At 67.1% G+C, this 25328-nt stretch carries 31 protein-coding genes and 1 tRNA gene; 18 read left to right on the forward strand and 14 right to left on the reverse strand.

What is annotated here, in order from left to right; translation table 11 throughout:
- Window positions 1–182 precede the first annotated feature (182 nt).
- Window positions 183–1559: a glucose-6-phosphate dehydrogenase (NADP(+)) gene (locus ACIBHX_RS50335; protein WP_397075914.1), complete on the forward strand. Its 1377-nt coding sequence runs from the start codon at window positions 183–185 to the stop codon at window positions 1557–1559.
- A gap of 16 nt (window positions 1560–1575) precedes the next feature.
- On the forward strand, window positions 1576–2940 hold the full coding sequence (locus ACIBHX_RS50340) for an NAD(P)/FAD-dependent oxidoreductase (protein WP_397075916.1): 1365 nt from the start codon (window positions 1576–1578) through the stop codon (window positions 2938–2940).
- Here ACIBHX_RS50340 and cydB read toward each other — a convergent pair.
- Window positions 2894–3913, reverse strand: a complete 1020-nt coding sequence (gene cydB, locus ACIBHX_RS50345; RefSeq protein WP_397075918.1) for a cytochrome d ubiquinol oxidase subunit II — start codon at window positions 3911–3913, stop codon at window positions 2894–2896. The genes ACIBHX_RS50340 and cydB overlap by 47 nt on opposite strands.
- Window positions 3914–3920: 7 nt before the next feature.
- Window positions 3921–5309, reverse strand: coding sequence for a cytochrome ubiquinol oxidase subunit I (locus tag ACIBHX_RS50350; protein ID WP_397075919.1), 1389 nt, complete (start codon window positions 5307–5309; stop codon window positions 3921–3923).
- Window positions 5310–5596: 287 nt separating this feature from the next.
- On the opposite strand from ACIBHX_RS50350, the gene ACIBHX_RS50355 reads away from it, so the two are divergent.
- Window positions 5597–7150, forward strand: coding sequence for a GMC family oxidoreductase (locus ACIBHX_RS50355; protein WP_397075920.1), 1554 nt, complete (start codon window positions 5597–5599; stop codon window positions 7148–7150).
- An 18-nt stretch (window positions 7151–7168) separates the two neighbouring features.
- Here the strand turns inward: ACIBHX_RS50355 and ACIBHX_RS50360 are convergent, their stop codons facing one another.
- The 3 genes from ACIBHX_RS50360 to ACIBHX_RS50370 form a co-directional block, all read right to left on the reverse strand.
- Window positions 7169–7630, reverse strand: a complete 462-nt coding sequence (locus ACIBHX_RS50360) for an ATP-binding protein (protein ID WP_397075922.1) — start codon at window positions 7628–7630, stop codon at window positions 7169–7171.
- Window positions 7627–7821 carry a DUF5999 family protein gene (locus ACIBHX_RS50365; protein ID WP_397075924.1) on the reverse strand — a complete coding sequence of 65 codons (195 nt, stop codon included), beginning with the start codon at window positions 7819–7821 and terminating at the stop codon, window positions 7627–7629. Before ACIBHX_RS50365 ends, ACIBHX_RS50360 begins: the two co-directional genes overlap by 4 nt.
- Before the next feature lie 155 nt (window positions 7822–7976).
- A complete protein-coding gene (locus tag ACIBHX_RS50370) occupies window positions 7977–8579 on the reverse strand; it encodes a TetR/AcrR family transcriptional regulator (RefSeq protein WP_397075926.1) in 603 nt (200 codons plus the stop codon).
- Between the two features lie 91 nt (window positions 8580–8670).
- Between ACIBHX_RS50370 and ACIBHX_RS50375 the strand changes: the two genes are divergently transcribed.
- On the forward strand, window positions 8671–9096 hold the full coding sequence (locus ACIBHX_RS50375; RefSeq protein WP_397075927.1) for a DUF1348 family protein: 426 nt from the start codon (window positions 8671–8673) through the stop codon (window positions 9094–9096).
- 30 nt (window positions 9097–9126) lie between these two features.
- Here ACIBHX_RS50375 and ACIBHX_RS50380 read toward each other — a convergent pair whose 3' ends face one another.
- Window positions 9127–9846 carry an AraC family transcriptional regulator gene (locus ACIBHX_RS50380; RefSeq protein WP_397075929.1) on the reverse strand — a complete coding sequence of 240 codons (720 nt, stop codon included), beginning with the start codon at window positions 9844–9846 and terminating at the stop codon, window positions 9127–9129.
- A gap of 258 nt (window positions 9847–10104) precedes the next feature.
- On the opposite strand from ACIBHX_RS50380, the gene ACIBHX_RS50385 reads away from it, so the two are divergent.
- The 4 genes from ACIBHX_RS50385 (at window position 10105) to ACIBHX_RS50400 (ending at window position 13592) form a co-directional block, all read left to right on the forward strand.
- Window positions 10105–10803: an alpha/beta fold hydrolase gene (locus tag ACIBHX_RS50385; RefSeq protein WP_397075931.1), complete on the forward strand. Its 699-nt coding sequence runs from the start codon at window positions 10105–10107 to the stop codon at window positions 10801–10803.
- Window positions 10804–11086: 283 nt separating this feature from the next.
- On the forward strand, window positions 11087–11998 hold the full coding sequence (locus tag ACIBHX_RS50390; protein WP_397075932.1) for an NADP-dependent oxidoreductase: 912 nt from the start codon (window positions 11087–11089) through the stop codon (window positions 11996–11998).
- A complete protein-coding gene (locus tag ACIBHX_RS50395; RefSeq protein WP_397075934.1) occupies window positions 11995–12417 on the forward strand; it encodes a PPOX class F420-dependent oxidoreductase in 423 nt (140 codons plus the stop codon). The genes ACIBHX_RS50390 and ACIBHX_RS50395 overlap by 4 nt, the downstream gene beginning before the upstream one ends.
- Window positions 12418–12506: 89 nt before the next feature.
- The gene (locus tag ACIBHX_RS50400) at window positions 12507–13592 is read left to right on the forward strand and encodes a cytochrome P450 (RefSeq protein WP_397075936.1); all 1086 of its coding nucleotides are present in this window, start codon (window positions 12507–12509) and stop codon (window positions 13590–13592) included.
- A 22-nt stretch (window positions 13593–13614) separates the two neighbouring features.
- On the opposite strand, the gene ACIBHX_RS50405 is transcribed toward ACIBHX_RS50400, so the two are convergent.
- The 5 genes from ACIBHX_RS50405 to ACIBHX_RS50425 are packed head-to-tail and all read right to left on the reverse strand — an operon-like array spanning window position 13615 to window position 16165.
- Window positions 13615–14376: an isocitrate lyase/phosphoenolpyruvate mutase family protein gene (locus ACIBHX_RS50405; protein ID WP_397075937.1), complete on the reverse strand. Its 762-nt coding sequence runs from the start codon at window positions 14374–14376 to the stop codon at window positions 13615–13617.
- A 7-nt stretch (window positions 14377–14383) separates the two neighbouring features.
- Window positions 14384–15196, reverse strand: coding sequence for an SDR family NAD(P)-dependent oxidoreductase (locus ACIBHX_RS50410; protein WP_397075939.1), 813 nt, complete (start codon window positions 15194–15196; stop codon window positions 14384–14386).
- 54 nt (window positions 15197–15250) lie between these two features.
- Complete coding sequence (locus ACIBHX_RS50415) at window positions 15251–15373, reverse strand: hypothetical protein (RefSeq protein ID WP_397075940.1); 123 nt, start codon at window positions 15371–15373, stop codon at window positions 15251–15253.
- A gap of 22 nt (window positions 15374–15395) precedes the next feature.
- On the reverse strand, window positions 15396–15734 hold the full coding sequence (locus tag ACIBHX_RS50420) for an ArsR/SmtB family transcription factor (RefSeq protein WP_397075942.1): 339 nt from the start codon (window positions 15732–15734) through the stop codon (window positions 15396–15398).
- Window positions 15731–16165 (reverse strand): SRPBCC domain-containing protein, encoded by a 435-nt coding sequence (locus ACIBHX_RS50425; RefSeq protein WP_397075944.1) that lies wholly within the window; start codon window positions 16163–16165, stop codon window positions 15731–15733. The genes ACIBHX_RS50420 and ACIBHX_RS50425 overlap by 4 nt, the downstream gene beginning before the upstream one ends.
- 169 nt (window positions 16166–16334) lie before the next feature.
- Between ACIBHX_RS50425 and ACIBHX_RS50430 the strand changes: the two genes are divergently transcribed.
- From ACIBHX_RS50430 to ACIBHX_RS50440, 3 genes are all read left to right on the forward strand, one after another.
- On the forward strand, window positions 16335–16733 hold the full coding sequence (locus ACIBHX_RS50430; RefSeq protein WP_397075946.1) for a hypothetical protein: 399 nt from the start codon (window positions 16335–16337) through the stop codon (window positions 16731–16733).
- 189 nt (window positions 16734–16922) lie between these two features.
- Window positions 16923–17132 carry a hypothetical protein gene (locus ACIBHX_RS50435; protein ID WP_397075948.1) on the forward strand — a complete coding sequence of 70 codons (210 nt, stop codon included), beginning with the start codon at window positions 16923–16925 and terminating at the stop codon, window positions 17130–17132.
- 113 nt (window positions 17133–17245) lie between these two features.
- Window positions 17246–18880 carry a PHP domain-containing protein gene (locus ACIBHX_RS50440; protein WP_397075950.1) on the forward strand — a complete coding sequence of 545 codons (1635 nt, stop codon included), beginning with the start codon at window positions 17246–17248 and terminating at the stop codon, window positions 18878–18880.
- Window positions 18881–18904: 24 nt separating this feature from the next.
- Here ACIBHX_RS50440 and ACIBHX_RS50445 read toward each other — a convergent pair whose 3' ends face one another.
- Window positions 18905–19381, reverse strand: a complete 477-nt coding sequence (locus ACIBHX_RS50445; RefSeq protein ID WP_397075952.1) for a hypothetical protein — start codon at window positions 19379–19381, stop codon at window positions 18905–18907.
- Here ACIBHX_RS50445 and ACIBHX_RS50450 point away from each other — a divergent pair.
- From ACIBHX_RS50450 to ACIBHX_RS50465, 4 genes are all read left to right on the forward strand, one after another.
- On the forward strand, window positions 19355–20560 hold the full coding sequence (locus ACIBHX_RS50450; RefSeq protein ID WP_397075954.1) for a tyrosine-type recombinase/integrase: 1206 nt from the start codon (window positions 19355–19357) through the stop codon (window positions 20558–20560). The genes ACIBHX_RS50445 and ACIBHX_RS50450 overlap by 27 nt on opposite strands.
- On the forward strand, window positions 20557–20886 hold the full coding sequence (locus ACIBHX_RS50455; RefSeq protein ID WP_397075955.1) for a transcriptional regulator: 330 nt from the start codon (window positions 20557–20559) through the stop codon (window positions 20884–20886). Before ACIBHX_RS50450 ends, ACIBHX_RS50455 begins: the two co-directional genes overlap by 4 nt.
- A gap of 100 nt (window positions 20887–20986) precedes the next feature.
- Window positions 20987–21478, forward strand: a complete 492-nt coding sequence (locus tag ACIBHX_RS50460; RefSeq protein ID WP_397075957.1) for a hypothetical protein — start codon at window positions 20987–20989, stop codon at window positions 21476–21478.
- The gene (locus tag ACIBHX_RS50465; RefSeq protein ID WP_397075958.1) at window positions 21445–21855 is read left to right on the forward strand and encodes a tyrosine-type recombinase/integrase; all 411 of its coding nucleotides are present in this window, start codon (window positions 21445–21447) and stop codon (window positions 21853–21855) included. The genes ACIBHX_RS50460 and ACIBHX_RS50465 overlap by 34 nt, the downstream gene beginning before the upstream one ends.
- A 51-nt stretch (window positions 21856–21906) precedes the next feature.
- On the opposite strand, the gene ACIBHX_RS50470 is transcribed toward ACIBHX_RS50465, so the two are convergent.
- Window positions 21907–21983: transfer RNA gene (locus tag ACIBHX_RS50470), tRNA-Thr, on the reverse strand.
- 55 nt (window positions 21984–22038) lie between these two features.
- The gene (locus tag ACIBHX_RS50475) at window positions 22039–23520 is read right to left on the reverse strand and encodes an alpha/beta hydrolase (RefSeq protein ID WP_397075960.1); all 1482 of its coding nucleotides are present in this window, start codon (window positions 23518–23520) and stop codon (window positions 22039–22041) included.
- Between the two features lie 433 nt (window positions 23521–23953).
- On the opposite strand from ACIBHX_RS50475, the gene ACIBHX_RS50480 reads away from it, so the two are divergent.
- From ACIBHX_RS50480 to ACIBHX_RS50490, 3 genes are read left to right on the forward strand one after another with little or no spacing between them, the layout of a single operon-like run.
- Window positions 23954–24415, forward strand: coding sequence for an SRPBCC family protein (locus tag ACIBHX_RS50480; protein ID WP_397075962.1), 462 nt, complete (start codon window positions 23954–23956; stop codon window positions 24413–24415).
- Window positions 24412–24762, forward strand: coding sequence for an ArsR/SmtB family transcription factor (locus ACIBHX_RS50485; RefSeq protein ID WP_397075964.1), 351 nt, complete (start codon window positions 24412–24414; stop codon window positions 24760–24762). Before ACIBHX_RS50480 ends, ACIBHX_RS50485 begins: the two co-directional genes overlap by 4 nt.
- A 20-nt stretch (window positions 24763–24782) precedes the next feature.
- Window positions 24783–25226, forward strand: a complete 444-nt coding sequence (locus ACIBHX_RS50490) for an SRPBCC domain-containing protein (protein ID WP_397075965.1) — start codon at window positions 24783–24785, stop codon at window positions 25224–25226.
- The last annotated feature ends 102 nt before the right edge of the window (window positions 25227–25328 follow it).

Here is a 25328-nt window from a genome sequence, read left to right on the forward strand (position 1 = left end):
CGGAACCCCCGCAGCTCCCGTACCTTGCCCCTGACCAGGGCGAGTACGCGCGACCCTACCGAGTGCGGACCGTACAGAGGGTGCACCGCGCGGAGCTCGCCCTCACCCGCCACGAGGGATGGCAGCCGCTGCGGGCCGCGGTCTGATGGGAGGACGCTGCGCTGATCGACGGAGGAGCTGAGATGGCAGCTGATGGAGCCGATGCTCTGGTGATCTTCGGGGCGACCGGCGACCTGGCCAAGATCGAGACGTTTCCGGCCCTGGTCGGCCTGGTCGAGCGGGGCGTCCTCGACGTGCCCGTGGTCGGGGTGGCCAAGAGCGGCTGGGGGCTGGAGCAGTTCCGCGCGTACGCGGAGGCGTCGCTGCGGCTCAACGACATCGATCCGGCGGGGGAGGCAGCCCGCAAAATGCTCGGACTGCTCCGCTACGTCGACGGCGACCTCGACGACAACGCCACCTACGAGGCGATGTCGGAGGCGGCCGGGGCGGGCGAGCACATCCTCTACTACCTGGAGGTCCCGCCGCCGCTGTTCGGGCGCATCGCGCGCGGGATCGCCGCCGCCGGCCGTAGCAAGGGCGCCCGGGTGATGGTCGAGAAGCCGTTCGGCACCGACCTGGCCAGCTCCCGGGCACTCAACGAGACCATGCGCACGTACTTCCCGGCAGAGGCGATCTTCCGGGTGGACCACTGGCTGGCCTTCGATCCCGTGGAGAACGTCCAGTTCACGCTCTTCGCCAACTCGATGTTCGAACCACTGCTCAACCGCACGCATGTCGAGCAGATCCAGATCACCATGGCCGAGGCCTTCGACGTCTCCGACCGCGGCCGGTTCTACGACCGGACGGGTGCGATCCGGGACGTGATCCAGAACCACATGCTCCAGGTGCTAGCGACCGTACTGGCCGACCCGCCGGGCGGAGCAGGTCTGGAGTCCTGGCCCGAGACCAAGTCGCGGGTGGTGTCCGCGCTCCGGCCGCTGCGCCCGGAAGACACGGTGCGAGGCCAGTACGAGGGGTATCACGACGTGGACGGCGTGGACCCGGGGTCCACGACGGAGTCCTATGTGGCGATACGGCTCGCCATGGACAACTGGAGATGGGCCGACGTCCCGATCCTGATCCGGGCAGGTAAGTGCATGCCGGTCACCGCCACCGAGATCGACATCCGCTTCCGGCGGCCGCCCTATGACGTGTTCGGCATCGGCTCGTCCCTCGCGTCCAATGCGCTGCGGTTCCGCATCTGGCCGGAGACCGCGGTCGGCCTCGGGCTGGTCGGGAAGAAGCCCGGCGGCGGCATGGAACCCCAGCAGGAGGAGCTGACCTTCGCGCAGGCTCCAGGATCCGACATGCGCCCCTACGACCGGCTCATCGGCGCGGCCCTGACCGGCGACAGCTGGCTGTTCGCCCGGCAGGAGACCGTCGAGGCGGCGTGGAAGGTCGTCGCTCCGATCCTCGGCGACGTCACGCCCGTGTATCCCTACGCCCGGGGAACGTGGGGCCCCAAGGAGGCCGACCTGCTGCTACCCGGTCAGAGCACCTGGCACGATCCCGCGGGCTGAGAGACCGGAGAACGCGATGACCGAGCAATCCGGGCAGCGCCGCGTGGTGATCGTGGGCGGCGGGTTCGCGGGTCTGTTCGCGGCGCGCGAGCTGAGGCGCGCCGACGTGGCGGTGACGCTGATCGACAGTTCCCAGCACCACGTGTTCCAGCCGCTGCTCTACCAGTGCGCGACCGGGATCTTGTCGGAGGGCAAGATCGCCACGCCGCTGCGAGGCCTGCTCAAGAAGCACGAGAACGTCGATTGTGTGCTGGCCGAGGTGGTCGATTTCGATCCCGCCGGCCGACGCGTCATCGCCAAGCGTGTCGGTGGTGACCGCCTGGAGTTCGGATACGACGACCTGATCGTGGCGGCCGGGGTACAGCAGTCGTACTTCGGGCATGAGGAGTTCGCCCGCTGGGCGCCCGGCATGAAGACGATCTCGGACGCGCTGTCCATCCGCCGCCGGCTCTTCGGTGCGTTCGAGATGGCGCAGACCGCGCAGACCGCGGAGGAGCGGCGCGCGTGGTTGACGTTCGTGCTCGTGGGAGCCGGCCCGACCGGAGTCGAGCTGGCGGGTCAGATACGCGAACTCGCCACCAAGACGCTCCGCTCGGAATTCCGGACCATCCGGCCGGAGGAGGCGCGCGTCCTGCTCTTCGACGGCGGCAAGGCGCCGCTGACCATGTTCGGGCCCGCCCTGTCGAAGAAGGCGTCCGACGCGTTGGACAAGCTGGGCGTCGATCAGCATATGGGCTCGATCGTCACCCACGTGGACGAGCAAGGAGTGCTCGTCAAGGATCACGCCGGGGAGACCACGCGGTACGACGCCAGGACGGTGCTGTGGACGGCCGGCGTGGAGGCGCCCCCCGTGGCGCGCGCGCTCGCCGCGGCCACAGGCGCGGAGACCGACAGGGCAGGCCGGATCGTCGTCGAGAAGGACCTGACGGTTCCCGGCCATCCCGAGATCTCCGTTATCGGCGACATGATGAGCCTGTACGGCCTGCCCGGTGTCGCGGAGGTGGCGATGCAGACCGGCCTGTACACCGGGCACCGCCTCAAGCAGCGTGCGGAGGGGAAGACGGTGGACAAGCCGTTCAAGTACCGCGACCTCGGCTCGGCGGCCTACATCGCCCACGGCAACGCGGTCGTGTCGGCGGGGCCGCTGAAGGCCGGAGGCTTCCCCGGCTGGTGCATCTGGCTGTTCATCCACCTCGGCTTCCTGACCGGCTACCGCAATCGCATCGCCGTGCTGTTCCCCTGGTGGCTCGCCTTCGTCCGCGGTGTCCGCCGTGAAAGGGCCTTCACCACCCAGCGGATCGAGACCCAGGGAGACGTGTTCGCGCCGCCCACGGTTACCGGTTCTCCGACGCAGCCTCCGAGAGGAACTCGTTCCTGCTGACCCGACGGCGGAAGACGTAGTAGGTCCATGCCTGATAGGCCAGCACGAGCGGCAGCATGACGACGCCGACGACCGTCAGGACCTTGAGCGAGTACGGCGGCGACGCCGTGTTGTACACCGTGAGGTTGTACATCGCGTTCGTGCTGGACACCATCACGTTGGGATACAGGTCGACGAAGATCGTGATGATGCTGGACGCGATGGTGACCGTGGTGGCGGCGAACGCCAGCCTTTCGCGACGCAGGTAGACGAACACGGTGGCGGCGACGACGGCCACGACGGTCAGCAGTTCGACCGGGTTGAGCGCGCGGCCCTTCTCCGTGCCGACGTGCGTCAGCACCACGAACGCGATGACGGCCACGACGGTGACCGGGCCGATGAAGCGGGCCAGGCGTCCCGCCCGTCCGCGCACGTCGCCCGTGGTCTTCAGCGCCAGGAACGTCGCGCCGTGCAGCATGCACATCATCATCACGGCGAACCCGGTGACCAGTGCGTAGGGCTGGAGCAGATCCCAGAACGACCCGGTGAACTCCTGCTGGGCGTCGATGGGCAGGCCGTACAGCAGGTCGCCGAGGGCCACGCCGATCAGGAACGGGGCCAGGAAGCTCGCCCCCGTGAGGAGGCCGTCCCAGCCGCGTTGCCAGCGGGCCGAAGAGTGCTTGCCCCGGTACTCGAAGGACACCCCGCGCAGGATCACGGCCGCCAGCAGCAGCGCCAGCGCGAGATAGAGGCCGGAGAACATGGTCGCGTACCACCCGGGGAACGCGGCGAACATCGCGGCCCCGGCCACGATCAGCCAGACCTCGTTGGCGTCCCAGAGTGGCCCGATGGTGTTGATGGCGGTCCTGCGGTCGGGTTCGTCGCGGGCCACGAACTCGTGCAGCATGCCGACGCCGAAGTCGAACCCCTCCAGAACGAAGAAGCCGCTCCACAGAAGGGTGATGACGATGAACCAGAATGTGACGAGATCCACTGACACCTCAATACTGGATGGCCGGTAGCGGGCCGTCCATGTCAGCCTCCGCGCGGGGCGGTGGGAGTTGCTCGCGGGCGTACCGCAACATCAGGAAGAGGAAGATTGTGCCGAGAATCCCGTAGAGCAGGACGAAGCCCGCCAGGGTGATCGCCGTCTCGGCCGTGCTGACGGACTGCGAAATGCCGTCCCTGGTCAGCATGATCCCCTGGACGACCCAGGGCTGCCGGCCGCTCTCGGTCAGCAGCCAGCCCGCGGTGTTCATGGCGAACGGGAGCACGGACGCCCACGTCGCCAGCCACAGGAACCTGGAGGACCGGGCCAGCTTCTTCTTGTGGCTCAGCCACAGGCCCCACAGGCCCAGCAGCAGGACCAGCCCTCCGGCGTAGGCCATCACCCGCATCGACCAGTACTGGATGAAGACGTTCGGGACGTAGTCGCCGGGCCCGTACTGCTGGGTGTACTGCTGCTGCAGCTCGTTCAGGCCCACCACCTTGCCGTTCCACTCGTTGGTGGCCAGCACGGACAGCATGTGCGGAACAGCGATGATCTTTATCGGGTTCTGGTCCTGTTTGCCGCCGCCGATCTGGAACAGCGAGAACGAGCACGGCTGGCACGTCTCCCACTGGGCCTCGGCGGCCGCGATCTTCATGGGCTGGTACTTGCCCTCGATCACCCCGAGCGCGTCGCCCACCACCATCGTGAGGAACATCGCCGGAACCAGCACGATGAGCGAGATCCGTGCGGAGCGGGCGAACACCTCAGGAGTCTTGCCGCGTCGCAACTGCCAGGCCGAGACCGCCAGCATGATGGTCGCGCCGGTGACGAGCGAGGCCAGCACGGCCTTCGCGTACCCCCACACGAACACCGGATTCGTCAGCAGCGCCCAGATGTCGTTCAGGTGCGGCATGCCGGTCGCGGCGTCGATCGTGTAGCCGACGGGATGCTGCATCCACGAGTTGGCGGCCATGATGAACAGCGCCGACAGCATGCCACCGAACGCCACCAGCCAGATCGACAGCAGGTGCAGCCTGGGCGACAGCCTGTCCCAGCCGAACAGCCACACGCCGAGGAACGTCGATTCCAAGAAGAACGCGGCGAGGCCCTCCATCGCGAGCGGCGCCCCGAAGACGTTGCCGACCAGGCGCGAGAAGGCCGACCAGTTCATCCCGAACTGGAACTCCTCGACGATGCCGCTGACGACACCGATCGCGATGTTGATGACCAGCAGGGTGCCGAAGAACCGGGTCAGGCGCAGGTAGTCCTCACGCTTGGTGCGAAACCACGCCGTCTGCAAAATCGCGGTGAGGAATCCCAGCCCGATCGAGATGGGAACGTACAAGAAATGGTTGATCGTGGTGAAGGCGAACTGCAACCGCGCGAGGTCAACGTTCATCTGCTCCCCCAACAGGGCGGCGGTGACCCGCGCGTCAGCGCTCTGTGGCCGTATTCGTGGACTTCTCCGTGCTGCAGGACATGACACCGTCCTCAAAGTGAGCTGATCTTGTGGCTGTGTCAGCCGTCTCAGCCGATCGCCCCGAGTTCCTTTTAAGGCAGGTCAAGCGGGCATCGTGCCGGTTCGAGAACTTCCTGCCCCGACCTGCAGCCGTTCAATCTCACGGAGCGTGGCGACCACCCGACGCGGGTGATGCGAACGCGGGGAGCCGATCCGAGAGTGGTTCCATGACCGACCACTACGACGTGATCATCGTGGGCAGCGGTGCCGGCGGCGGAACGCTCGCGCACGCGCTGGCGAAGTCCGGCAAACGCATCCTGCTGCTCGAGCGCGGCGACTTCCTGACGAGGGAGGTCGAGAACTGGGACCCTGGCCCCGTGTTCGTCGAGGGCCGGTACATCTCCCCCGACATCTGGTACGACTCCGCCGGAAAGCCCTTCCAGCCGCAGGCCCACTACTACGTCGGCGGCGCCACCAAACTGTACGGGGCGGCGCTGTACCGGCTCCGCCCCGAGGACTTCGGCCCACTACGGCACGCGGACGGATTGTCACCCGCCTGGCCGGTGGGCTACGACGAATTCGAGCCCTGGTACACCGAGGCCGAATGGTTGTACCAGGTGCACGGCGTCCACGGCGAGGACCCGACCGAAGGCCACTGCTCCAAGGACTACCCGTGGCCGCCGGTCTCCCACGAGCCGCGGATCCAGCAGATCTCAGAAGCGCTCAGCGCCGGCGGCTACCACCCGTTCCACGCCCCGTGCGGCATCCTTCTCGACGAGGCCAACCGCCCCGTGAGCACGTGCATCCGGTGCGCCACGTGCGACGGCTACCCGTGTCTCGTACACGCCAAGGCCGACGCCGACATCATCGCCGTACGGCCGCTGCTACGCCATCCGAACGTGACGCTCCTGGTGAACGCGGAGGTCGAACGTCTCGTCACGGACGCCTCCGGCCGGAACGTCAGATACGTGCAGGTCAACCGCCAAGGCGTCCAGGAGTTCTACGAAGGCGACATCGTCGTGGTCTCGGCCGGCGCCGCCAACAGCGCCAAGATCCTGCTCCGGTCGGCCTCCGACGAGCACCCGGCGGGCCTCGCGAACGGCTCCGGCCAGGTCGGCCGCAACTACATGTTCCACAACAGCAAGGCCATCGTCGCGCTGGACAAGGAGCGCAACGGCACGGTGTTCCAGAAGACGCTCGGCCTGAACGACTTCTACTTCCCGGGGGATGGCCGCGAATGGCCGCTGGGCAACATCCAGATGCTCGGCAAGTCCAACGCGATGGCGATGAAGGGTGAGGAGCCCAAGCTCACCAAGCTCGCGCCGCGCTGGAGCCTGGACGAGGTCGCCCGGCACGCGGTCGACTTCTGGCTGACGACCGAGGACGTCCCAAAGCCGGACAACCGCGTCACCGTCGACAGCGACGGCAATATCCACCTCGCCTACCGGCAGACGAACGACGCGGAGGCGGACGGGCTCTACCGCGAGTTGCGCACAGTGCTGAACCACATCGGGATGGCCGCCCACCACGTGCTCAGCAAGAACTTCTACATGAGCATGGACGTGCCCGTGGCCGCGGTGGCGCACCAGGCGGGCACCTGCCGGTTCGGCACCGACCCGGCCGACTCGGTGCTCGACGTCAACTGCAAGGCGCACGAGGTCGACAACCTCTACGTCGTGGACACCAGCTTCTTCCCGAGCATCGGAGCGGTCAATCCGGCGCTCACCGCGATGGCCAACGCCCTACGCGTCGCCGACCACCTGACGCACCGGATGGCCTGAGAGCCCGCCGCGTGGGGATCATCCGGCGGGGAACTCGAACCAGACGATCTTTCCCTCCGGCGTGCGCTCGCTGCCCCAGCAGCAGGCCATCAGCTCGAGCACGTTCATCCCGCGGCCGTTCTCGTCCTCGGCGCACGGGTGCCGGACGTGCGGCGGCGCGGCATACCCGTCTTCGACCTCACACCGCAGCAGGCCGTCAATGGCCCACAGGCTGAGCCGGTACGGTCCGTGCGCATGGCACAACGCGTTCGTGACCAGCTCGCTGACCAGCAGTTCGGCAACCTCACCCAGCCCGTCCAGCCCCCAGGCGGCCAGCTGGTCACGTGTGAGACGTCGAGCCAGTGGCACCGAGGACGTGGCGGGCGTGAGCGGCCAGGAGGCGAAATGATCGCTTGGCTCCTGGAACGAGCCGACCACCTGCTCCGGCGGTGAGTCGGTCTGCCAAGGCGTGCTCAAGTCCATGACGGCGGGCTGGTTCATGCGGCACATCCGTAGTGGTCGCGGTGGGCGGGAACGCTGCGCCCGTCGGGCAGGAGCTCACCGGTGTCCTCGAAGACCACCACGCCGTTGCAGAGCAGGCCCCATCCCTGCTCTGGATGGAAAGCCACCAGACAGGCGGCATCGTGGTCTGAGGCGTACGCGGATGGGCACTGAGGCTGGTGCTGGCACATGGTTCGTTCCTTAGGTTCCTCGCCTGGGTCATGACAGGTTTATTGATGTCACCAGCATGTGCATAAGGACCCCCAACCCGGGACGGGATACATCCCCGTATGGGTACCTATTCCTACGTACGTAGGTATGGAGACCGCGCAGCCGTACCAGGTGATCAGGCCGGGATATCGGCGGAGGACTGGGCCGTGTTGGCGGCTTCGCGGGGGCTACGGACGACGGACAGCAGGGTGCGGGCGGCGTCACGGGCCTGGTGGGCGGGTTCGGGGGTGCCGGAGATGGCGGCGGTGGTGATGGCGCCCTCGGCGAGGAGGGCGAGCTGGTCGGCGAGCGGGGCGGGCAACCCGGCGTCGGCCACCAGACCGGCGACGTAGCGCCGGAAGGCCTCCTTGTGGGCCCGGGCGGCCTCGACCACCGCCGGCGAGGTGGCGCCGAGTTCACCGAAGGAGTTGATGAACGCGCAGCCCCGGTAGGCGGGCTCGCTGAACCACGTGTACAGCCAGTCGAAGACCGCCAGCACCCGCTCCTCGGGCGGACCGTCCACCGTGTCGACGTGGTCGGCGAGCCTGCGCAGCAGGCGGGCGTCACGGCGCCGCAGATACGCCTCGACCAGGTCGCCCTTCGAGGGATAGAGCTGGTAGAGCCGCTTGAGCGACACACCCGAGGCGTTGCGGACCGCGTCCATTCCGACCGACTGCACGCCCATGCCGTAATAGAGCTCCTCGGCCGCGTCCAGCACCCGTTCCCTAGCCGTTTCCACGTCCACAGCCTGGCCACCCTTGCGTGAGAACCATCGTTCTCCTAGAGTACAGAGGAGAACGACCGTTCTCTCACTTGAAAGGAACATCGCCATGACCGCCCAACAGCGCCCACCACTGCCGCCCTTCACCGAGGAGACCGCCAGGCGCAAGGTCCAGCTCGCCGAGGACGCCTGGAACACCCGGGATCCCGAGAAGGTCGCGCTCGCCTACACGGAGGACTCCGAATGGCGCAACCGTGACCTCTTCATCAACGGCCGCCAGGAGATCGTCGAGTTCCTCACCGCCAAGTGGAAGCGAGAGCTGGGCTACCGGCTGCGCAAGGAACTGTGGGCCTGGACGGGCAACAGGATCGCGGTGCGGTTCGAGTACGAGTATCACGACGCCGACGGCCAGTGGTTCCGCGCGTACGGCAACGAGAACTGGGAGTTCGACGAGAACGGCCTGATGCGCAAGCGCTACGCCAGCATCAACGACCTCCCCATCACCCCCGAGGAGCGCAGAATCGCCACAGACTGAATCCGAGCGCCGGCGGGGTGCGAGTACGAATCAACCCGAGGACTTGACCACCGTCGGGAGGTGAGATGCGTAGGCGGTGGTCTGGCGACTGGTCCGGTAGCGGCCCGGGGTCGTTCCGATGATGTTGGTGAACGCTGCGATGAAGCTGCTGGGGTTGGCCCATCCGCAGGCGTAGGCGGTTTGGGTGGTGTCGTGGCCGTCGGCGAGCAGCACGAGCGCGCGGTGGATGCGTAGCTGCGTGCGCCACTCATAGAAGGTCATGCCGAGTTCGTTGCGGAACAGTCGGCTGAGGGTGCGGGTGCTGGCTCCGATCGTCTTCCCGAGTTCGGCCAGCGTGGCGTTGTCTGCCGGCGTCTCGTACAGCATCCGGGCGATGGCTTGCAGTCGGTCGTCCCGTGGCACCGGCAGATGCAGTGGCTGTTCGTGTGCTTCGCGGAGTTCGTCGACGAGGACTCGAAGGAGGCGAGAGCGCGCGGAGCGGCTGTAGTGGGGCGCGGCGTCGTCGTAGTTGCGGGGGCCGGTCAGGGCGAGCAGGACCTCGCGGGCGAGGTCGGAGGCCAGGAACACGGCGGGATGGTCTGGTATGAGCCGGGCGAGGGATGGCGCGAGAAAGACGATCCGCATATCGGTGTCGCCGTGAGCGCGGTGGTAGTGCGTGAACCCGGCGGGGGTCCAGGCGACCCGGTTGGCGGGAACGATCGACGTGCCGCGCCCGGTGTGAACTGCCAAGACGCCGCTGGCTGCGTACACCAGGTGTCCCCGTTCGTGCGACTGCACTGCGCTTGTTTCGCCGGATGGCCAGAGGTGGCGTCCGCCAGACGGCCACACATACGACGTCACACCGGCGATCGGGCGAGGTTGGCGGCGAACAGGCATCGGTTGGCATTCTATCGGTAGCAAGCCACACCTTGATCTGGTGAGACTGTCTCCATGCGGAGTGGTCTTCGGTCGCGCAGAGCGCCCGAGGCAGCGTGCCTCGATGCCGCGGCTTGAGAGAAGGAGAAACGCATGGCGACGTTCGTCCTCGTGCCCGGCGGTTGGCACGGCTCCTGGTCGTTTGAGGCGGTGGTTCCGCTGCTGGAGCGTGCCGGTCATGCCGTTCACGCCCTGACCCTGACCGGTCTGCGGCCAGACGACGACAACGCGACGGTCGCGAGCGCCAACCTCGACACGCACGCCGACGACGTATTGCGGCTCCTCGATCGCGCCCACATCACCAGCGCGACGCTGGTCGGCCACAGCTACGGCGGGATGGTGATCGACGCCGCCGCCGATCGCGCTGACGGCCGGATCTCACGACTGGTGCATCTCGACGCCTACGTACCGCGCGATGGCGAGTCGTGCTGGTCGTCAACGACCGAGCGCTACCGGGAAGCGTTCGCTGCCGGCGCCGCGACCACCGGCTACGCCGTCCGACCGCCGGACGGCGGCGATCCCCGCCGCCGTCCCCATCCCCTGGCCTCGTTCTTGCAAACGATCCGGCTCACAGGCGCGCTCGCCCAGGTCCCCCGTCGGGAGTTCATCTACTGCTCGGGATGGGAAGACCGGACGCCGTTCGCTGAACTCCGCACCCGACTCCAAGCCGATCCCGAGTGGCAGGTCCATGACCTCCCAACCGGCCACGACGCAATGCACGAGGCCCCGGAGGCGGTCGCCGCACTACTGCTCGGCGAATGCATCGCGCTTGGCGGACCAGCCGCGCCTTAGCTCATCGAGCAGGCCCTGCTTGCCCCCGAAACAGTAGGCGATCAACTGCTGGTCGACCCCGGCGCGGGCAGCACTGCCCGCGGTGCGCGCTCCTGAGTAAGCCCTTGGCGTCGAACTCGGCGTTCAAGGTGCTTGGTCGCGCTGAGGCGACGGCGAGAGTCCTTCGTCACTACCTTGATCGGCACCCTTCCAGTACATCATGTAATCAGTTGATTGACGAATGTCATCTGTTTGATTGATACTCCGTCTAGCCGTGTTGAGCACTTCAAGGAGGACGAGAGATATGGCGAGAGTCGTGGTGTTCACCGAGTACGGTGCCCCGGAGGTACTGCACGTCGTTGACGTCGACGATCCGTGGCCCGTCGACACCCAGATCCGGGTCCGGGTGAGAGCGGCCGGCGTTCAGCCCTTCGACGCGGGATACCGGAGTGGCGCATTCGCCCAGTACAAGCAGGCCACTTTCCCTGCACAGCTGGGCAACGAGGTGGCCGGTGTCGTGGACGCGGTCGGAGCCGCCGTCACCGGGTTCGCCGTCGGGGACGAGGTCATCGCGTTCGTCGACGCCATCGGCTATGCCGACACCGTCGTGGTAGCGGCGACGAACGCCGTACAAAAGCCCGCGTTGATGCCCTGGCCGGAAGCCGGAGTACTGTCCGCCAGCGGGCAGACCGCCGACACCGCCCTCGACGCCCTCGAAGTCACCGCTGGTGACCGGCTTCTGATTCACGCAGCCGCCGGCGGTGTCGGCTCATTCGCGACGCAGCTTGCGGTCGCACGCGGCGCCACAGTGATCGGTACGGCGAGCGAGCGGAATCACGCGTACCTCACCGACCTCGGCGCGCAGCCGGTCACCTACGGGCCGGGACTCGCCGACCGAGTCAAAGAACTCGTGCCCGACGGCATAACCGCGGCGCTCGACTGCGTCGGCGGCGAGGCCAACGACGTTTCCGTGCGGCTGCTCGGCACACCAGACCGTGCCGTCACCCTGGTCGACTGGCAGGCCGAGCAACGCCTCGGAGTACGCAGGGTAGGTACTGACCGCTCCGCCGCACGGCTCGCGGGCCTGGTCTCCCTGTACGAGAAGGGCCTCGTGGTACCGATCTGGAAGCGGTTCACCCTCGACGAGGCCCCCTCAGCGCATCGGGAGATCGAGACCGGCCACGTACGAGGCAAAATCGTGCTGGTGACGACGTGAGGTCGAACGAGGCGACCGTGTTCACCGACGGCGAGGCCCGCTACATCACGACGCAGAAACTCGGCCGACTGGCCACGGTCGCGCCAGACCGTAGCCCTCAGGTCAACCCCGTGTCCTGCTACTTCAACCCCACTACCAACACAATCGACATCGGCGGCCACAACATGGCCGCCAGCCGTAAGTACCGCAACGTCCAGGCCAATCCACACGTCGCCGTCGTCTTCGACGACATGCCTGGCGGCATGGACCGCATCCGCTGCTTAGAGGTCCGCGGCGTCGCCGAGGCCATCGATGCGCCATCCGACAGCGCAGCCCGCCTGCCCGGCGCGATCATCCGCATCCACCCGCGACGCGTCATCAGCTGGGGCATCGACCCACCGACCCAGGCCCGCGGCACCCGAACCGTCCCACCTACCTGAGCCGGCTGGATCCTTATGACGGCCTGCCCCAGTGTGGCTGGCAGCGATCTGGCAGCGGTTTGCCAGGCCGTTCGCTCAGCGTGGAGTGCATGTCCGTCAAGGAACGTATCTTCGCCCATCCACCCGCGCCCGGCCCGGTCCAGTTCGATGAGCGGTTCGAGGCGTGGGTGGTCTCACGGCACGCTGATGTCCGCAGGATCCTCAGCGACCACGGTGCCTTCTCCTCCGATGAACTGACCCACGGCGCACATCCGGCACCTCACCACGACAATCCCGTCTTGCGCAGCCTGCCGTCGTTGGATCCGCCCCGCCATCACGAGTTACGCCGCCTGGTGGCCAGGGTTTTCACTCCCCGCGCTGTGTCGGCCCTGGAGCCCTCCATCGCCGAGACCTCCAGGAAGCTGCTGGCCGAGGGTCCCGGTGAGGTGGTGGACGGGTTCGCTTCACCGCTGACGGTCGCCACGCTCGCCGGGCTGCTCGGCATCTCACCAGAACGCAGGGCTGACTTCGTCCGCTGGACGATCACGATCTCCGAGTTCGCCGGCGCCTTCGCCGAGGACCCCGTACGGCAGGCGCGCTTCTACCAGGACCTGGCCGAACTGCGTACCTGCATCCGCGAGGTGGTCGCCAAGCCGAGAGGCGGCATGATCCCGGCCCTGGCGGCGGCGCTCGACGAGAGCGAACTGCTCGATCTGGTCACCACGCTCATCGTCATGGGCCACGAGACGACGACCAGGCTGATCTACCTCGCGGTCCTGTGCCTGGAACGCTTCCCCGCGGCGCCGACGCCCGGCCTGGTGGAGGAGGTGCTGCGCTACCTGCCGCCGGTGGGCGGCACGGAACGTTTCACCACCACCCAGGTGGACGTGGACGGCGTCACGCTTCCACCCGGGGCGCGGGTGGTGGCCTCGATCCGCCGCGCCAACCGGGATCCGCTGGTGTTCGCCGCCCCCGACGCGTTCGACGCCACGCGCGACCCCAACCCGCACCTTTCCTTCGGCACGGGCATCCACGTCTGCCTGGGCCTGCGACTCGCCACCAGCCAGGCGGTCGTCGCGATCCGGGTGCTGCGGGAGGCCTTCCCCGGCCGCTGGCGCGTGCCCGAGGACGGTCTGGAGGCCACGATCTCCCCCGCCGGGATCGACATCCAGCGGATGCGCCTGATCACTCAGTGAACCGCGTACGTCGTGCGGTCCGTCACTTCCGTACCTCGAAGAGAGGCTGGAGTTCGGTGCGCAGGTGGTCGAGTGCGCTGCGGTACAGCTGGGGCCCCACGGAGACCCGGGCCACACCGATTGCACGAAGCCCGTCCAATGACCCGCCTTTCAGCGGAAGACCACCGTTCACCGGCGCGCCGACCTCGGCGACGATGGCCCGGAGGTCGTCCCGCCCGGCTCCGGGAGGGAACACACAATCAGCGCCGGCCGACCAGTACGCCTCAGCCCTGCTGATCGCATCGGCACGCTTCTGATCCTCGGCCAGAGGCGAGGTGGGGAAGAAGGAGTCGATCCGGGCATTGATGACCAGCGGCACCTCGGTACGGTCGGCGGCTGCGCGCATCTGCGCGATGTAGGTGGCGCGGACATCGATGTCGATCAGGCCGCCGTTGGCGTGATCACTGTCCTCGATGTTACAGCCGACGACTCCGATCCTGATCAGCAGTTCGACCAGCTCCTCCGGCGCCATCCCGTAGCCGGCCTCGGCGTCGACGGTGACCGGCACGTCGACAGAGGCCGCGATGCGTTGGGCGACGAACATCATCTCCTCGCTCGGGGCACCCTCACCGTCGTCGTAGCCCAGAGCGGCGGCGATCGCGTTGCTCGCGGTCGCCACCACCGGGAAGCCTGCGTCGACGACGGCGCGGGCGCTGCCCACATCCCAGGCGTTCGGCAGCACCAGCGGAGCGCCCGGGATATGCAGGGAACGAAGCAGCTTGGCCTTGTCGGCCTGATCGGACATAGCGGTCTCAGTCGACAAGTGCGCCGGCGGACAGATTGGCGATTGCTCCGGTCATGGCTCCAGCTCGATCTGAAGCCAGGAACGCGGCCGTCTCTGCGATTTCAGAGAGCGTGGGCAGCCTCTTGAGAAGAGTCCCCTGCACCATCCCCCCGCCTTCGAGCATTTCCTGGACCGACTGCCCGGCCGCTGCCGCGGTTTGCTTGAAGAGGTCCTTGGTGTAGGAACCCGCCGCCGGCGCATCGACGACAGCGTGTGGACGGATGCCGATCACCCGGATGTTGCTGGGTGCCAGCTCCGCGGCCAGAACCCGCGAGAAGGCCTCCTTGCCGGCCGCGCTCACGCTGTGCCCCAAGATGCCGCCCACAGCCAGCTTGGAACCCGGCTCGGACAAAGTCAGGATGACGCCAGGACGCTCGCGACCCATGTGGGGTGCCACAGCCTTGCTGGTGATGAACAGCGTCCGCAGAAATCCATCAATCGGCCGCATGAACTCCTCCAGCGAGAGGTCCGCCAGCAAAGTCCCCTGGTCGTGCATGACACTCACGGCGTTGAGGGCGATGTCGATGCTGCCGGCCGTAGCCGCGACCGCATCGGCGTGCTTTTCGACCGCCTGCTGGTCGAGAACGTCAACTTGCGCGGTCTCGACTTTTCCGCCCGTGGCGGCGATATCACGCGCCACGACGTCGAGCTTCGCCTGCGTCCGCCCCGCGATGAAGACCCTCGCGCCTTCACGGGCGAATACCCGGGCGATTGCGCCGCCGATAGCGCCTCCGCCTCCATAGATCACAGCGTTCTTATCGCTAAGCAGCAATCCACTCATTTATGGTCCTCCAAAGGTGATTGATTCTTCCGAATGATTACGCGGGCTCGACGGTCACACCGTCGCCGCTGCGAGTTCTGTCGCGTCCGCAATTACCGGAGGCTTCAGGAAGCCGGCGGCCCAGGCGACCAGGATGGAGATCACCGCAGACGAGGCGGCGAAGGTGCCGATCGCCACGGCATACGAGGCGGCCTGTTGGTCAGTCGTGTTGCTGACGCTGGATCAGTTCTGCGATGCGCTTGATGCGGTTCAGTCGCGCATCCCAGGTCTTACCGACTTCATTCAGTTGCCGGACGGCGCGGGCGAGCTGCGCCTCGTCAACTTCGTAGCGCCGCTCGCGGCCCATCGGTGTCGCGTGTACGAGGCCTGCGCGATCGAGGACGCCCAGGTGCTTGGTGACCGCTTGGCGCGAGATCGGGAGACGATCGCTCAGGCTGGTCGGCGTACCGACTCCTTCCGCGAGCAGCAGGTCAAGCAGGCGGCGCCTGATCGGGTCACCGATCGCCGACCAGAGTTCGTCGTCGACGGCGACGGTCATCGCGCCACCATGGAAGAGGCGTAGATCTGCAGTCTGGGCAGGAACATGTCCCAGCCACGCTCGTGGTCGTGGAAGGCCTCCTCGAGCACAGCGGCTTCCCAGCCCTTCTCCCGCCAGCCGCTCTCAGTCAGGCGCAGAATCGTGCCGTCACCGGAGGGCTCGAGCTCGAAGGTGATCAGGAGGGAGTTGTCTGCATCGGGCAGCTGACCATCAGGAGCGACCCAGCGGATCGCGAACTTGCGGGGCGGATCCACGTCGACCACCGTGATCGGTTCAACTCCGGCGCGGTCGCCCCACACCAGTTCGCCGACCGCGCCTGGCTCAGACTCAAACGACGCGTCATCGGACCACCACACCTTGATGTGCTCGGGACGACTCACCACATCGAACACGATCTCCGGTGCCGCGTCGATGCGGATCGCGCGCTCCAACTTTCCGAACTCCACTACGGACCCCCAAATAAGCAACCATCGGTTGCGCATGACTCTAGCGGTCACGCCGGCGATCCGCAACCTTGTGTTGCGTAACGACCGCGAGGTCAACGCAGGGAAGCGCTTGACCCCTCGGGGCGGGGGCGAGGGTGGCCACTAGGTTGATTTCGTGCTTTCCGTATCGCTCGACACAGTCCGTGTCTTCCTGCACGTGCTGGCAGCCACCATCTGGGTGGGTGGGCAGTTCACCCTTGCGTTCCTGGTCCCCGCGCTGCGCCGGACCGCCGACGGTGTCACCAAGGTCGCCGCCAACGCCTTCAACCGGGTGGCCTGGCCCGCGTTCGCTGTCCTGCTCGCGACGGGCGTGTGGAACATGCTGGCCGACGGCAACGATGATCCGGCCTATAAGACGACCCTCAATGTGAAGTTGGTCATTGTGGCCCTCTCAGGAATCGCGGCGTACCTTCACACCCGAGCGAAGACCAAGGGCTCCATGGCTGCGCTGGGAGCTCTGAGCGGGCTGACCGCACTGGCCGCGCTCTTCTTCGGCGTCTTGCTCTCCGCCTGAGATCACCCTGTAAACCCACCTCTTACGTCGGCTGAGCTCGATCCCGACGAAAAGCACCCTGGAAGCTGACCGAACTCATGGAAGGTCGGACGCAGGCGTCGCACGGACACGACGCAGGGGCATGAGCTCGGCTCGATCCCGTGCCGTGGGTCACGATGGCGGGGTCGGTGCCGAGTGTCGCCGTGCACCATGTCGGCGCGCACGGTGCTGCGCGGCTCGTCCGGAGACCTCATCGCGCTCCGCGGCTGCATCACGGCGGACCCGCGGGCGGTCACGCTCGAGATCGAGAACCTCACCGGACACATCGTTCACGTGCGCATCGCCGGCGACCCACTCACCGTTCACCCGGACCGGCCCGAAACCGTCACGATCCGCTGCAAGGATGCGCACGGCTGGTAGGACGTGTCGATCACCTGCCCTGAGGACCCCCACTTCCTCCGCCGGCTCATGGGCCACATCGAGAACGGCGCTCCCAGCATCTCTGAATGAAGCACTCCAGGAAGGTATCCCCCATGTGCCGCAATGCCGCTCACTCCCATGAGCATGCCCACGACGTTCCCGAAGGCACGGCCGCGTTCGCGGACCTGTCAGTGGCGGAGAACGAGCTGTCGCCCGGCGACCTCAGCCGACGCCGCTTCCTGCTGAACAGCGGCCTGCTCGGCGCCGCCACCCTGGGGGTGACCGCCCTGGGCGGGCTCGCCGCCGCGCGCCCCGCCGCCGCCACCGGGGGCTCGCGCTACTACCACTGGCTCGCCGGCGACCACCACGTGCACACGCAGTACAGCTACGACGGCATGTACACCATCGAGCAGCAGGCCGCGGGCGCCATCAAGCATGGCCGCGTGGACTGGCTGGTCATCACCGACCACGGGCACGCCGCGCACGAGAAGTTCGCGGTCGAGTCCACCTACGCCGACATCGTCGCCTCCCGCGCCAGGCACCCGGAGCTGCTGCTGTGGCAGGGGCTGGAGTGGAACGTTCCCGGAGGCGAGCACGCCACGGTGTTCTTCGACGGCGCCCGCGACGAGATCCAGCTGCTGCGCGCATTCGAGCGGCTCTTCGACTCCAGGATCAACGGTACCGGCGCGAGCACCCCGGCCAACGAGGCCAAGGCCCTGGAGGCGCTCGGCTGGCTCGAGACCGCCCTGCAGACCGGCTCGGCCGACTCCGCCCTGTTCCTGATCAACCACGTGATGCGGCGCGGCCGGTTCTCGCCGCGCGACCTGCGGGCCTTCCGTGACGCGGCCCCGGACATCGCGGTAGGCATGGAGGGCGCGCCCGGCGCCCAGAACGAACCCAGGGCCCGCGGTGACTTCAACAACACGGCGGACGCGAACTCGTGGACCGGCTGGCGGCCCGAGCACTATCCCACCTACGGCGGCTTCGACTCGATGACCGGCATCCTGGGCGGCATGTGGGACTCGATGCTCGCCGAGGGCAAGGGCTGGTGGATCACCGCCAACTCCGACGGCCACTTCTACAACAACGACACGACCGTCGAGCCCCAGCGGCCCGGCGACTGGTACGACCAGCACGGGAAGTACCCGGACCCGATCGACGGAGGCGTCCCGATCAGGCACGCCGACTTCTGGCCCGGCCAGTTCAGCAGGACCGTCGTCGGCGCGGCCTCGCGCAGCCACGGCGCGGTCATGGAGGCACTCAAGGCCGGTCGCGTCTGGGTGTCGATGGGCGGACTGATCGACGGCCTGCACGTCGACGCGCACGCCCCCGGCAACGCCCCGGTCACCCTCGGCGGCCGGTTGTCGGTGCGCCGCGGCGACGACGTCACCGTCACCATCTCCGTCGACCTGGCGGGTCGCCCCAACGCCAACGACGACGTGCCCAGTTTGGCCAGACTGGACCTGATCCGGGGAGCCGTCACGGGTTCCGCCGCGGACCCCGACACCTTCACCGCCCCGGACGTGCGGATCGTCGAGTCGTTCACGCCGCGCGGCAGAGGCCGGGTCGCCGAGTTCCACTACAGGTTCCGCGACGTCCGTGAGCCGTTCTACTTCCGGCTGCGCGGCACCGACGGCAAGCGCAGCGCGGCCGGGGGCCTTGAGCCGGCCGCCGACACGGGTCCCAACGAGAACCCCTGGAACGACCTGTGGTTCTACGCCAACCCGGTCTTCGTGGACGTGCTGTGACCGCTCGACCGGTGCCCGCCTGGTTCACCGACGCCAAGTTCGGGATCTTCCTCCGGGGTGCCGGTAAGAACTGATCCACACGGCCCAAAGCGACCGCGCGTAACCAGGAGCTCCCGGGAGAGTTGACGTAGAAGCTGTTAGCGAGCAACCCGACCAGCCGCCCCCGGCAGGGACGATGTCGGCCGCCTTGCAACTGATGCCCCAGCGGGCCTGACCGCCCTGCGAGATCTCCCAGACGTAGCCGAGCATGCCGCGCGGGATCACATCCTGGCTCTGGATGATGCTCGGCTCGCTGGTGGTGTTGACCTTGACCAGTTCGAGGCGGCCAAGGGTGCCCTCGGCCATCAGGACGGTTTCGTAGATCGTGTTGCCGTCCTTGTCGGTCTTGATCTGCCGATGTTCTGGTTGACCAGGCGGGGGCGGGGTGCCTTCGCGCAGATGAAGCTCAGGCGAGCGGTGTCTACGGGGATCGGGATGGTTCTCAACGGCCAACTCCTCCACCGCGACAACACCAAAACGGCGGGCTCGGCGGCCTCGCTCCCACTTCTCGGGCTAGGCGTGAGCGCCCAAGCCCGCCAGGACGCCGACGACGGTTGGCACGAGAGCGGGCTCGTCTTCACCACCAAGCACGGCACCCCGATCGAACCACGCAACTTCAACCGGTCCTTCGAGATGCACTGCCGCAAGGCCGGCGTCCCGCGCATACGCGTCCACGACACCCGCCACACGTGCGCCTCGCTCCTGGCCACCCTCGACGTCCACCCTCGCGTGGCGATGCGCATCCTGCGCCACTCGCAGATCGCCGTGACCATGAACGTCTACACGCAGGTCCCATCCCCCGAGACCTGCAAGGCCCTCAAGCGCCTGAACAAGCGGCTGACTCGTAGCTGTATTTCGCTGCTGTACAAGATCGGAAAAGGCCCTCCCGGATCATCTGAGAGGGCCTTTCACCTGTGGAGCCGCCTTGGGGATTCGAACCCCAGACCCCTTCATTACGAGATTCCGCATGATCGTCCACAGCCGTCCACAATCCTCCGGCGCCCCAGCTCAGGCATCACTGTGGAGATCGGCCAATCCACGAGCGTCCATGGTCGTCCTTGGCTGTTGTCAGCACCCGCGTTAGCAAGATCACGACAGCTGGGCCCTGGTGAACCCACCGATCTTCACTCTCTGGGATCAGAGCTGCCTCTTGAGTGCAAGTTCTTCATTGCCAAGTACTTGCCGATATGCCAAGTACTTGGCACAGTGGTATACATGGAGACGAATGATCTGGATCCCGCGGCTGCCTTGGCACAGGCAGAGCGGCTCAAGACGATGATGAACAGGCACTCGCGCTGGGTGGTCTACTACCAACTGATGTATGGGGCGGCGTCGTTCGCGATGGTCCTCGCGCTCGGCCTGCTGGAGGTTCCACTGGGCGTCATCGTCAGCTCGGTGATCTGGATTCTCGCCATCGCCGCGCTGAGCATATTCGCCGCCCGGCAGCCGGTTTCCTACCGTGGGATGGCGAAGACGCACTATGTGATGATCGGTACCTGGACCATTTTGTATGGGATCGTGCTCTTCCTCGGGTTGTTCCTCTTCCCCGGCGACCTTGCCTGGTGGCTGCCGGGTGCGGCGCTGGTGGCGGCGCCCGGCCTCGTGACCGCCTACGTGACGTATCGAAGAGTGTGGGCATGAGTCATCCCCGCCATGCGCTTGACCAGGTCATTCACTCTCCGCTCCGATTCTCGATCATGGCGGCCCTGGCGGCGGCAGAAAAGGCGGAGTTCGCATTCGTGCGCGACGCTGTGGAAGTGAACGACCAGGCACTGTCCAGGCAGGCCGCCATCCTGGAGAAGGCCGGCTACGTGAAGATCACCAAGGGGTATGTCGGCAAACGCCCCCGGACCTGGCTGTCACTCACCGCCCAGGGCCGCAGCGCGTTCACCAAACATGTCGAGGCACTGCATGGGATCACCGAGCACGCCCTCAGCGCTGAGTCACCGGTTCCTAGGCTCGGTTGAGCGGCTTCATTCGTCCTAGTTCAGTACGGAACTCTCGCTCACTAACCTCGAATGGGGCGAATTCCTCAAGGTCCAGAGTCGCATACGTCATGAAGCCGAATTGATCCTCTTCGTGCTTGGCATCGTAGGCAATGACGTTGCCGTTGGCGTACACCTCGACCTGCTCATGGACATTGCCCGCCTCGTCGACCGCCAGGTAGTACATGGCGGTTCCCCAGCTTGCGTATTCGTCCCCGCGGTTGTCATCCCACGGTCGCCGGAAGTACCTCATCGCAACAAATCCGACCCGCTAGCTCTCGGCGTGGTCATTCCGCCTGGCCGTGACTGCTTCGGGCTGTCTCCGCATCCGCTCTCGCCGCGCCGAGGCCATGTCCGACTCGACTGGACCACCGAAGGGCCGGAGCACTATCGGGTTCATGCGTTCTCGTGCTCATGCCAGCCCGTCTGCTTCGAGCTGATCTCGCGCGGCGGCTTCTACCTCATCCACAAGGTCACCCAGCTCGACCGCCCGGAACACGCCTTCACCGGCAACTGGTTCCACAGCGAAGCTCAGCGCTGGTGGCTGTTGCTCATGTTCGGCGACGCGCGATAGCCGCCCGTGCGGTCCCGCACATCTCCCCTGCCCTGATCACCTCGTACGCTGTCGACCCGCCGCGGAGCGGCAGCGGGCCGGCGCCTGCCGCGTGGGGCGGCCCCATCTACCCCACCACTGTCACCAACCTGCCCAGGAAGCTGATCGAGCCTCACAACAAGGACGCTGACGAGAAGCTCCCGCTGATCCGCCTGCACGATCTCCGCCACCTGCACGCGACCATGCTGCTCCTGGCGGGCGTTCCCGTTCACGTCGTCGCGGCCCGACTCGGCCACGCTGATCCCGCAATCACTCTCCGCGTCTACGCCCACGTGATCCGCTCGGCGGAGACCGCTGCCGCCGACATCTTCGCCAAGGCCCTGGGAGGTGACTGTTAGCAAGAGTGTTAGCAAAAGGCCCCCTGTGATCATCACAGGGGGCCTTTGAGCTGGAGCCGCCTTCGGGATTCGAACCCGAGACCCCTTCATTACGAGTGAAGTGCTCTGGCCGACTGAGCTAAGGCGGCGCGCCGTACAGCGTGGAAAGTCTACAGGAGCCCGGGCACTTCTCGCTCCCGTCGATCAACCTATCCCTGGGCAGATCGTGCCGTCCGGTGGGGCGGTGGCGGTGAGGAGGTAGGTGTCTACCTGGGAGTCCACGCAGGGGGAGCCGTTGGTGTAGGCCGTGTGGCCGTCTCCGTCATATGTGAGGAGATGGGCGGATTCGAGTTCGTTGGCGAGGCTTTGGGACCAGCGGTAGGGGGTGGCGGGGTCTCGGGTGGTGCCGATGATCAGGATGGGGGCGACGCCGTGGGCCTTGGGGGGCTTGTTCGTCAGGGTTGGTGGGGTGGGCCAGTAGGCGCAGGGGAGGTAGCTCCAGATGAGCGACGGGCCGAAGCGAGGGGCCGCACGGGCGCCGGCGGTCGCGTAGGCCGCCGGGGTGCGGGGGTAGGGGGCGTCCGCGCAGGTGATGGCCATGTTGGCCTCGGTTTGGTTGGTGTAGGTGCCGTCGTCGCGTCTGCCGGCGAGGTTGTCGGCGTTGCGGAGGAGGAGGTCGCCGTTGCCAGCCAGAGCTTGGCGGAGGGTTTCGGTTAGCTCGGGCCAGGAGTTGCGGTCGTAGAGCGGGGTGAGCAGGCCGAGCGTGGCCAGCGCCTCCCCGGTCTTCCGCGCGTTGCCGCTTTCTGGACCTGCGCCTCGAGTGGGCTGGGGTAGGCCTGCCGTACTGGGCAAAGGGTGTGAGTCTGTACGGCGGAGCAGGGACGAGACCTCGGCGAGGGCACCAGCCAGATCGTGGGAGCGGAAGGGGCAGTCCTGTTCCGCCAGGCACGCCTGGATGTAGGTCCGTAGGGCCAGTTCGAAGCCGGCCGCCTGTTCGCCGGCGAGGCGGAGCCGGGGCACGGCGGGATCGATGGCGCCGTCGAGGACCATGGCCCGGACCCGGTTGGGGTACATGTCGGCGTAAGTCGCGCCCAGGAAGGTGCCGTAGGACTTGCCCAGGTACGTGAGCCGGGCATCCCCCAGCGCCTGCCGGAGCGACTCCAGGTCCCGAGCCGTGTCGGCGGTGCCCACGTGGGCCAGCAACCGTCCTGACCGGGCCCGGCAGCCGTCGGCGAACTCTTTCGACACCCGTTCCAGATGAGCCCGCTCAGACGCGGAATCCGGTGTCGGATCGGCCGAGAGGAAGGCGTCCAGCCGGGCATCGCTCAGGCACTTGACCGGCGAAGACTCCCCCACCCCGCGAGGATCGAATCCGACGATGTCGAACCGCTCCCGCACAGCCGAATCCACTGCCGAACGAGCGGCCCGCGCGTACTCGATGCCCGACACGCCAGGCCCACCCGGGTTCACCACCAGCGACCCGATCCGCCGGCCAGACGCGGGCAATCGAACCACCCCGAGCGACAGCCGCTCACCCTCAAGCGCGGAGTAGTCCAAGGGCACCCGAAGCCGGGCACACTCCAACCCATCCCCGCAATCCGTCCAAACCAGCCCACCAGCGGCAGGCGGAGCCGAGCATCCGGACGCCAACGCCACAAGCGCGAGAACCGGGAGCAGGGGTCTCATTCGCGCCTCACCCCCTATGGCCTCCCATCCACCTCGCGAAGCATGCCCGCAGCTGCTGGTGCCCACACGAGCCCAAGCGGTCGGCCCCCTCGGGTCTGACGCGCCCCGCGAGGAACCGCTACCACGCGACGCCCGCCCGGCTTGAGGCTGGCCCACGGTCACCTGGACGGGCTCGGGGCCGTCGTCGTGCTCGTCGTATGCGAAGCTCCGCCTGGTCGCGGCAATCACCCGCCTGAGGCCGTCGTCGTGCTCGCCATACGCGAAACTCCGCCTGATCGTGGCGACCACCCGCTTGGGGCCGTCGTCGTGCTCGCCGTACGCGAAGTTCTGCCTGCTCATGGCGACCACCCACCCCGAGATGCAACCGATGGTTGCACAATGGCGCCCTTCCGGGGTAGTCTGATGTGCAACCAAACGTTGCAGGAGAGTGGGCATGGAGTTCGGAACCATCGAGCGCGAGATCTACGTCGACGCGTCGCCCGAGATCGTCTTCGAGGTAGTGAGCAGTCCCGACCACTTCAAGGAGTGGTGGCCGGACGACGCCCGGTACGAACCGACACCGGGGTCGACGGGGGAGCTCGTCTTCGGTGACTGCGACGCCGGCGGGGTGGTGGTGCAGTTCACTGTCGTGGACGCGCAACCGCCGCGGATGTTCTCGTTCCGCTGGACGCACCCGGCCGACGAGGTAGCGGCGGAGGGCAACTCGCTGCTCGTCACCTTCGACCTGACCTCGTCGGGCGGCGGGACGCTGCTCAAGATGACCGAGTCCGGCTTCCGCGAGATGGGCTGGGAGGTCGCCGTCCTCGAGCAGCAGTACCAGGAGCACGTCACCGGCTGGGACTTCTACCTGCCGCGGCTGGCACCGTACGTCGCGAAGCTGGTGCAGCGGCCGTGAGCAACGCGGTGACCGAGCAGATCGACGACCACCTCTGGTCCGCGATCGGGGACCCAACACGTCGCCGAATGCTAGACCTGCTGCTCATCGACGGCGACGGCACCGCGACCACGCTGGGCCAGCAGCTGCCGGTCACCCGTCAGGCGGTGGCCAAGCACCTCGGCGTCCTCGAGCGGGTCGGCCTGGTCCGGGCGACGCCGGCGGGCCGGGAGAAGCGGTACCGGGTGGACGACGCCCAGCTCGCCCGCGCGGTGGCCCAGCTGTCGTCGGTCGGGGCGGCGTGGGACGCCCGCCTGCACCGGATCAAGCGGATCGCCGAGGCGATCCAGCGCACCCAACAGGACTGACAAGACCAAGGAGAGTCGAGATGGACATTCTGCACAGGGTCGGGGTCAAGACCGCGACTCCGGAGAAGGTGTACGACGCGCTGACGACCATCGACGGCCTGGCCGGCTGGTGGACCGACGACACGAAGGGCAACAGCGAGGTCGGCGGCGTCATCCAGTTCCGCTTCCCTCCGGTCGGCGGCTTCGACATGGAGGTCATCGAGGCACGGCCGTCCGAGCGCGTGGTGTGGCGGGTGGTCGAGGGCCCCGAGGAATGGGTCGGAACGACGGTCGACTGGGACCTCCGCCAGGAGGGCGACTGGACGATCGTGCTGTTCAAGCACCAGGGCTGGAAGGAACCGGTGGAGTTCATGCACCACTGCAGCACCAAGTGGGGCTCGTACCTGATGAGCCTGAAGTCCCTGGTGGAGACCGGCGAGGGCGCACCGGCGCCGCGGGACGTGCAGATCAGCGACTGGCACTGACCCGGCGAGGGGCGTCGCCATCGCCGACGGTTCCTGAGCCGTTCCCAGCGTTTGCCGGGTGAACAGCGAGGTCTCCGGTAGAGAGTTCATCCGGAGACCTCG

Origin of the sequence: Nonomuraea sp. NPDC050536 (genome assembly GCF_044457685.1) — a bacterium.
Lineage (GTDB): Bacteria > Actinomycetota > Actinomycetes > Streptosporangiales > Streptosporangiaceae > Nonomuraea.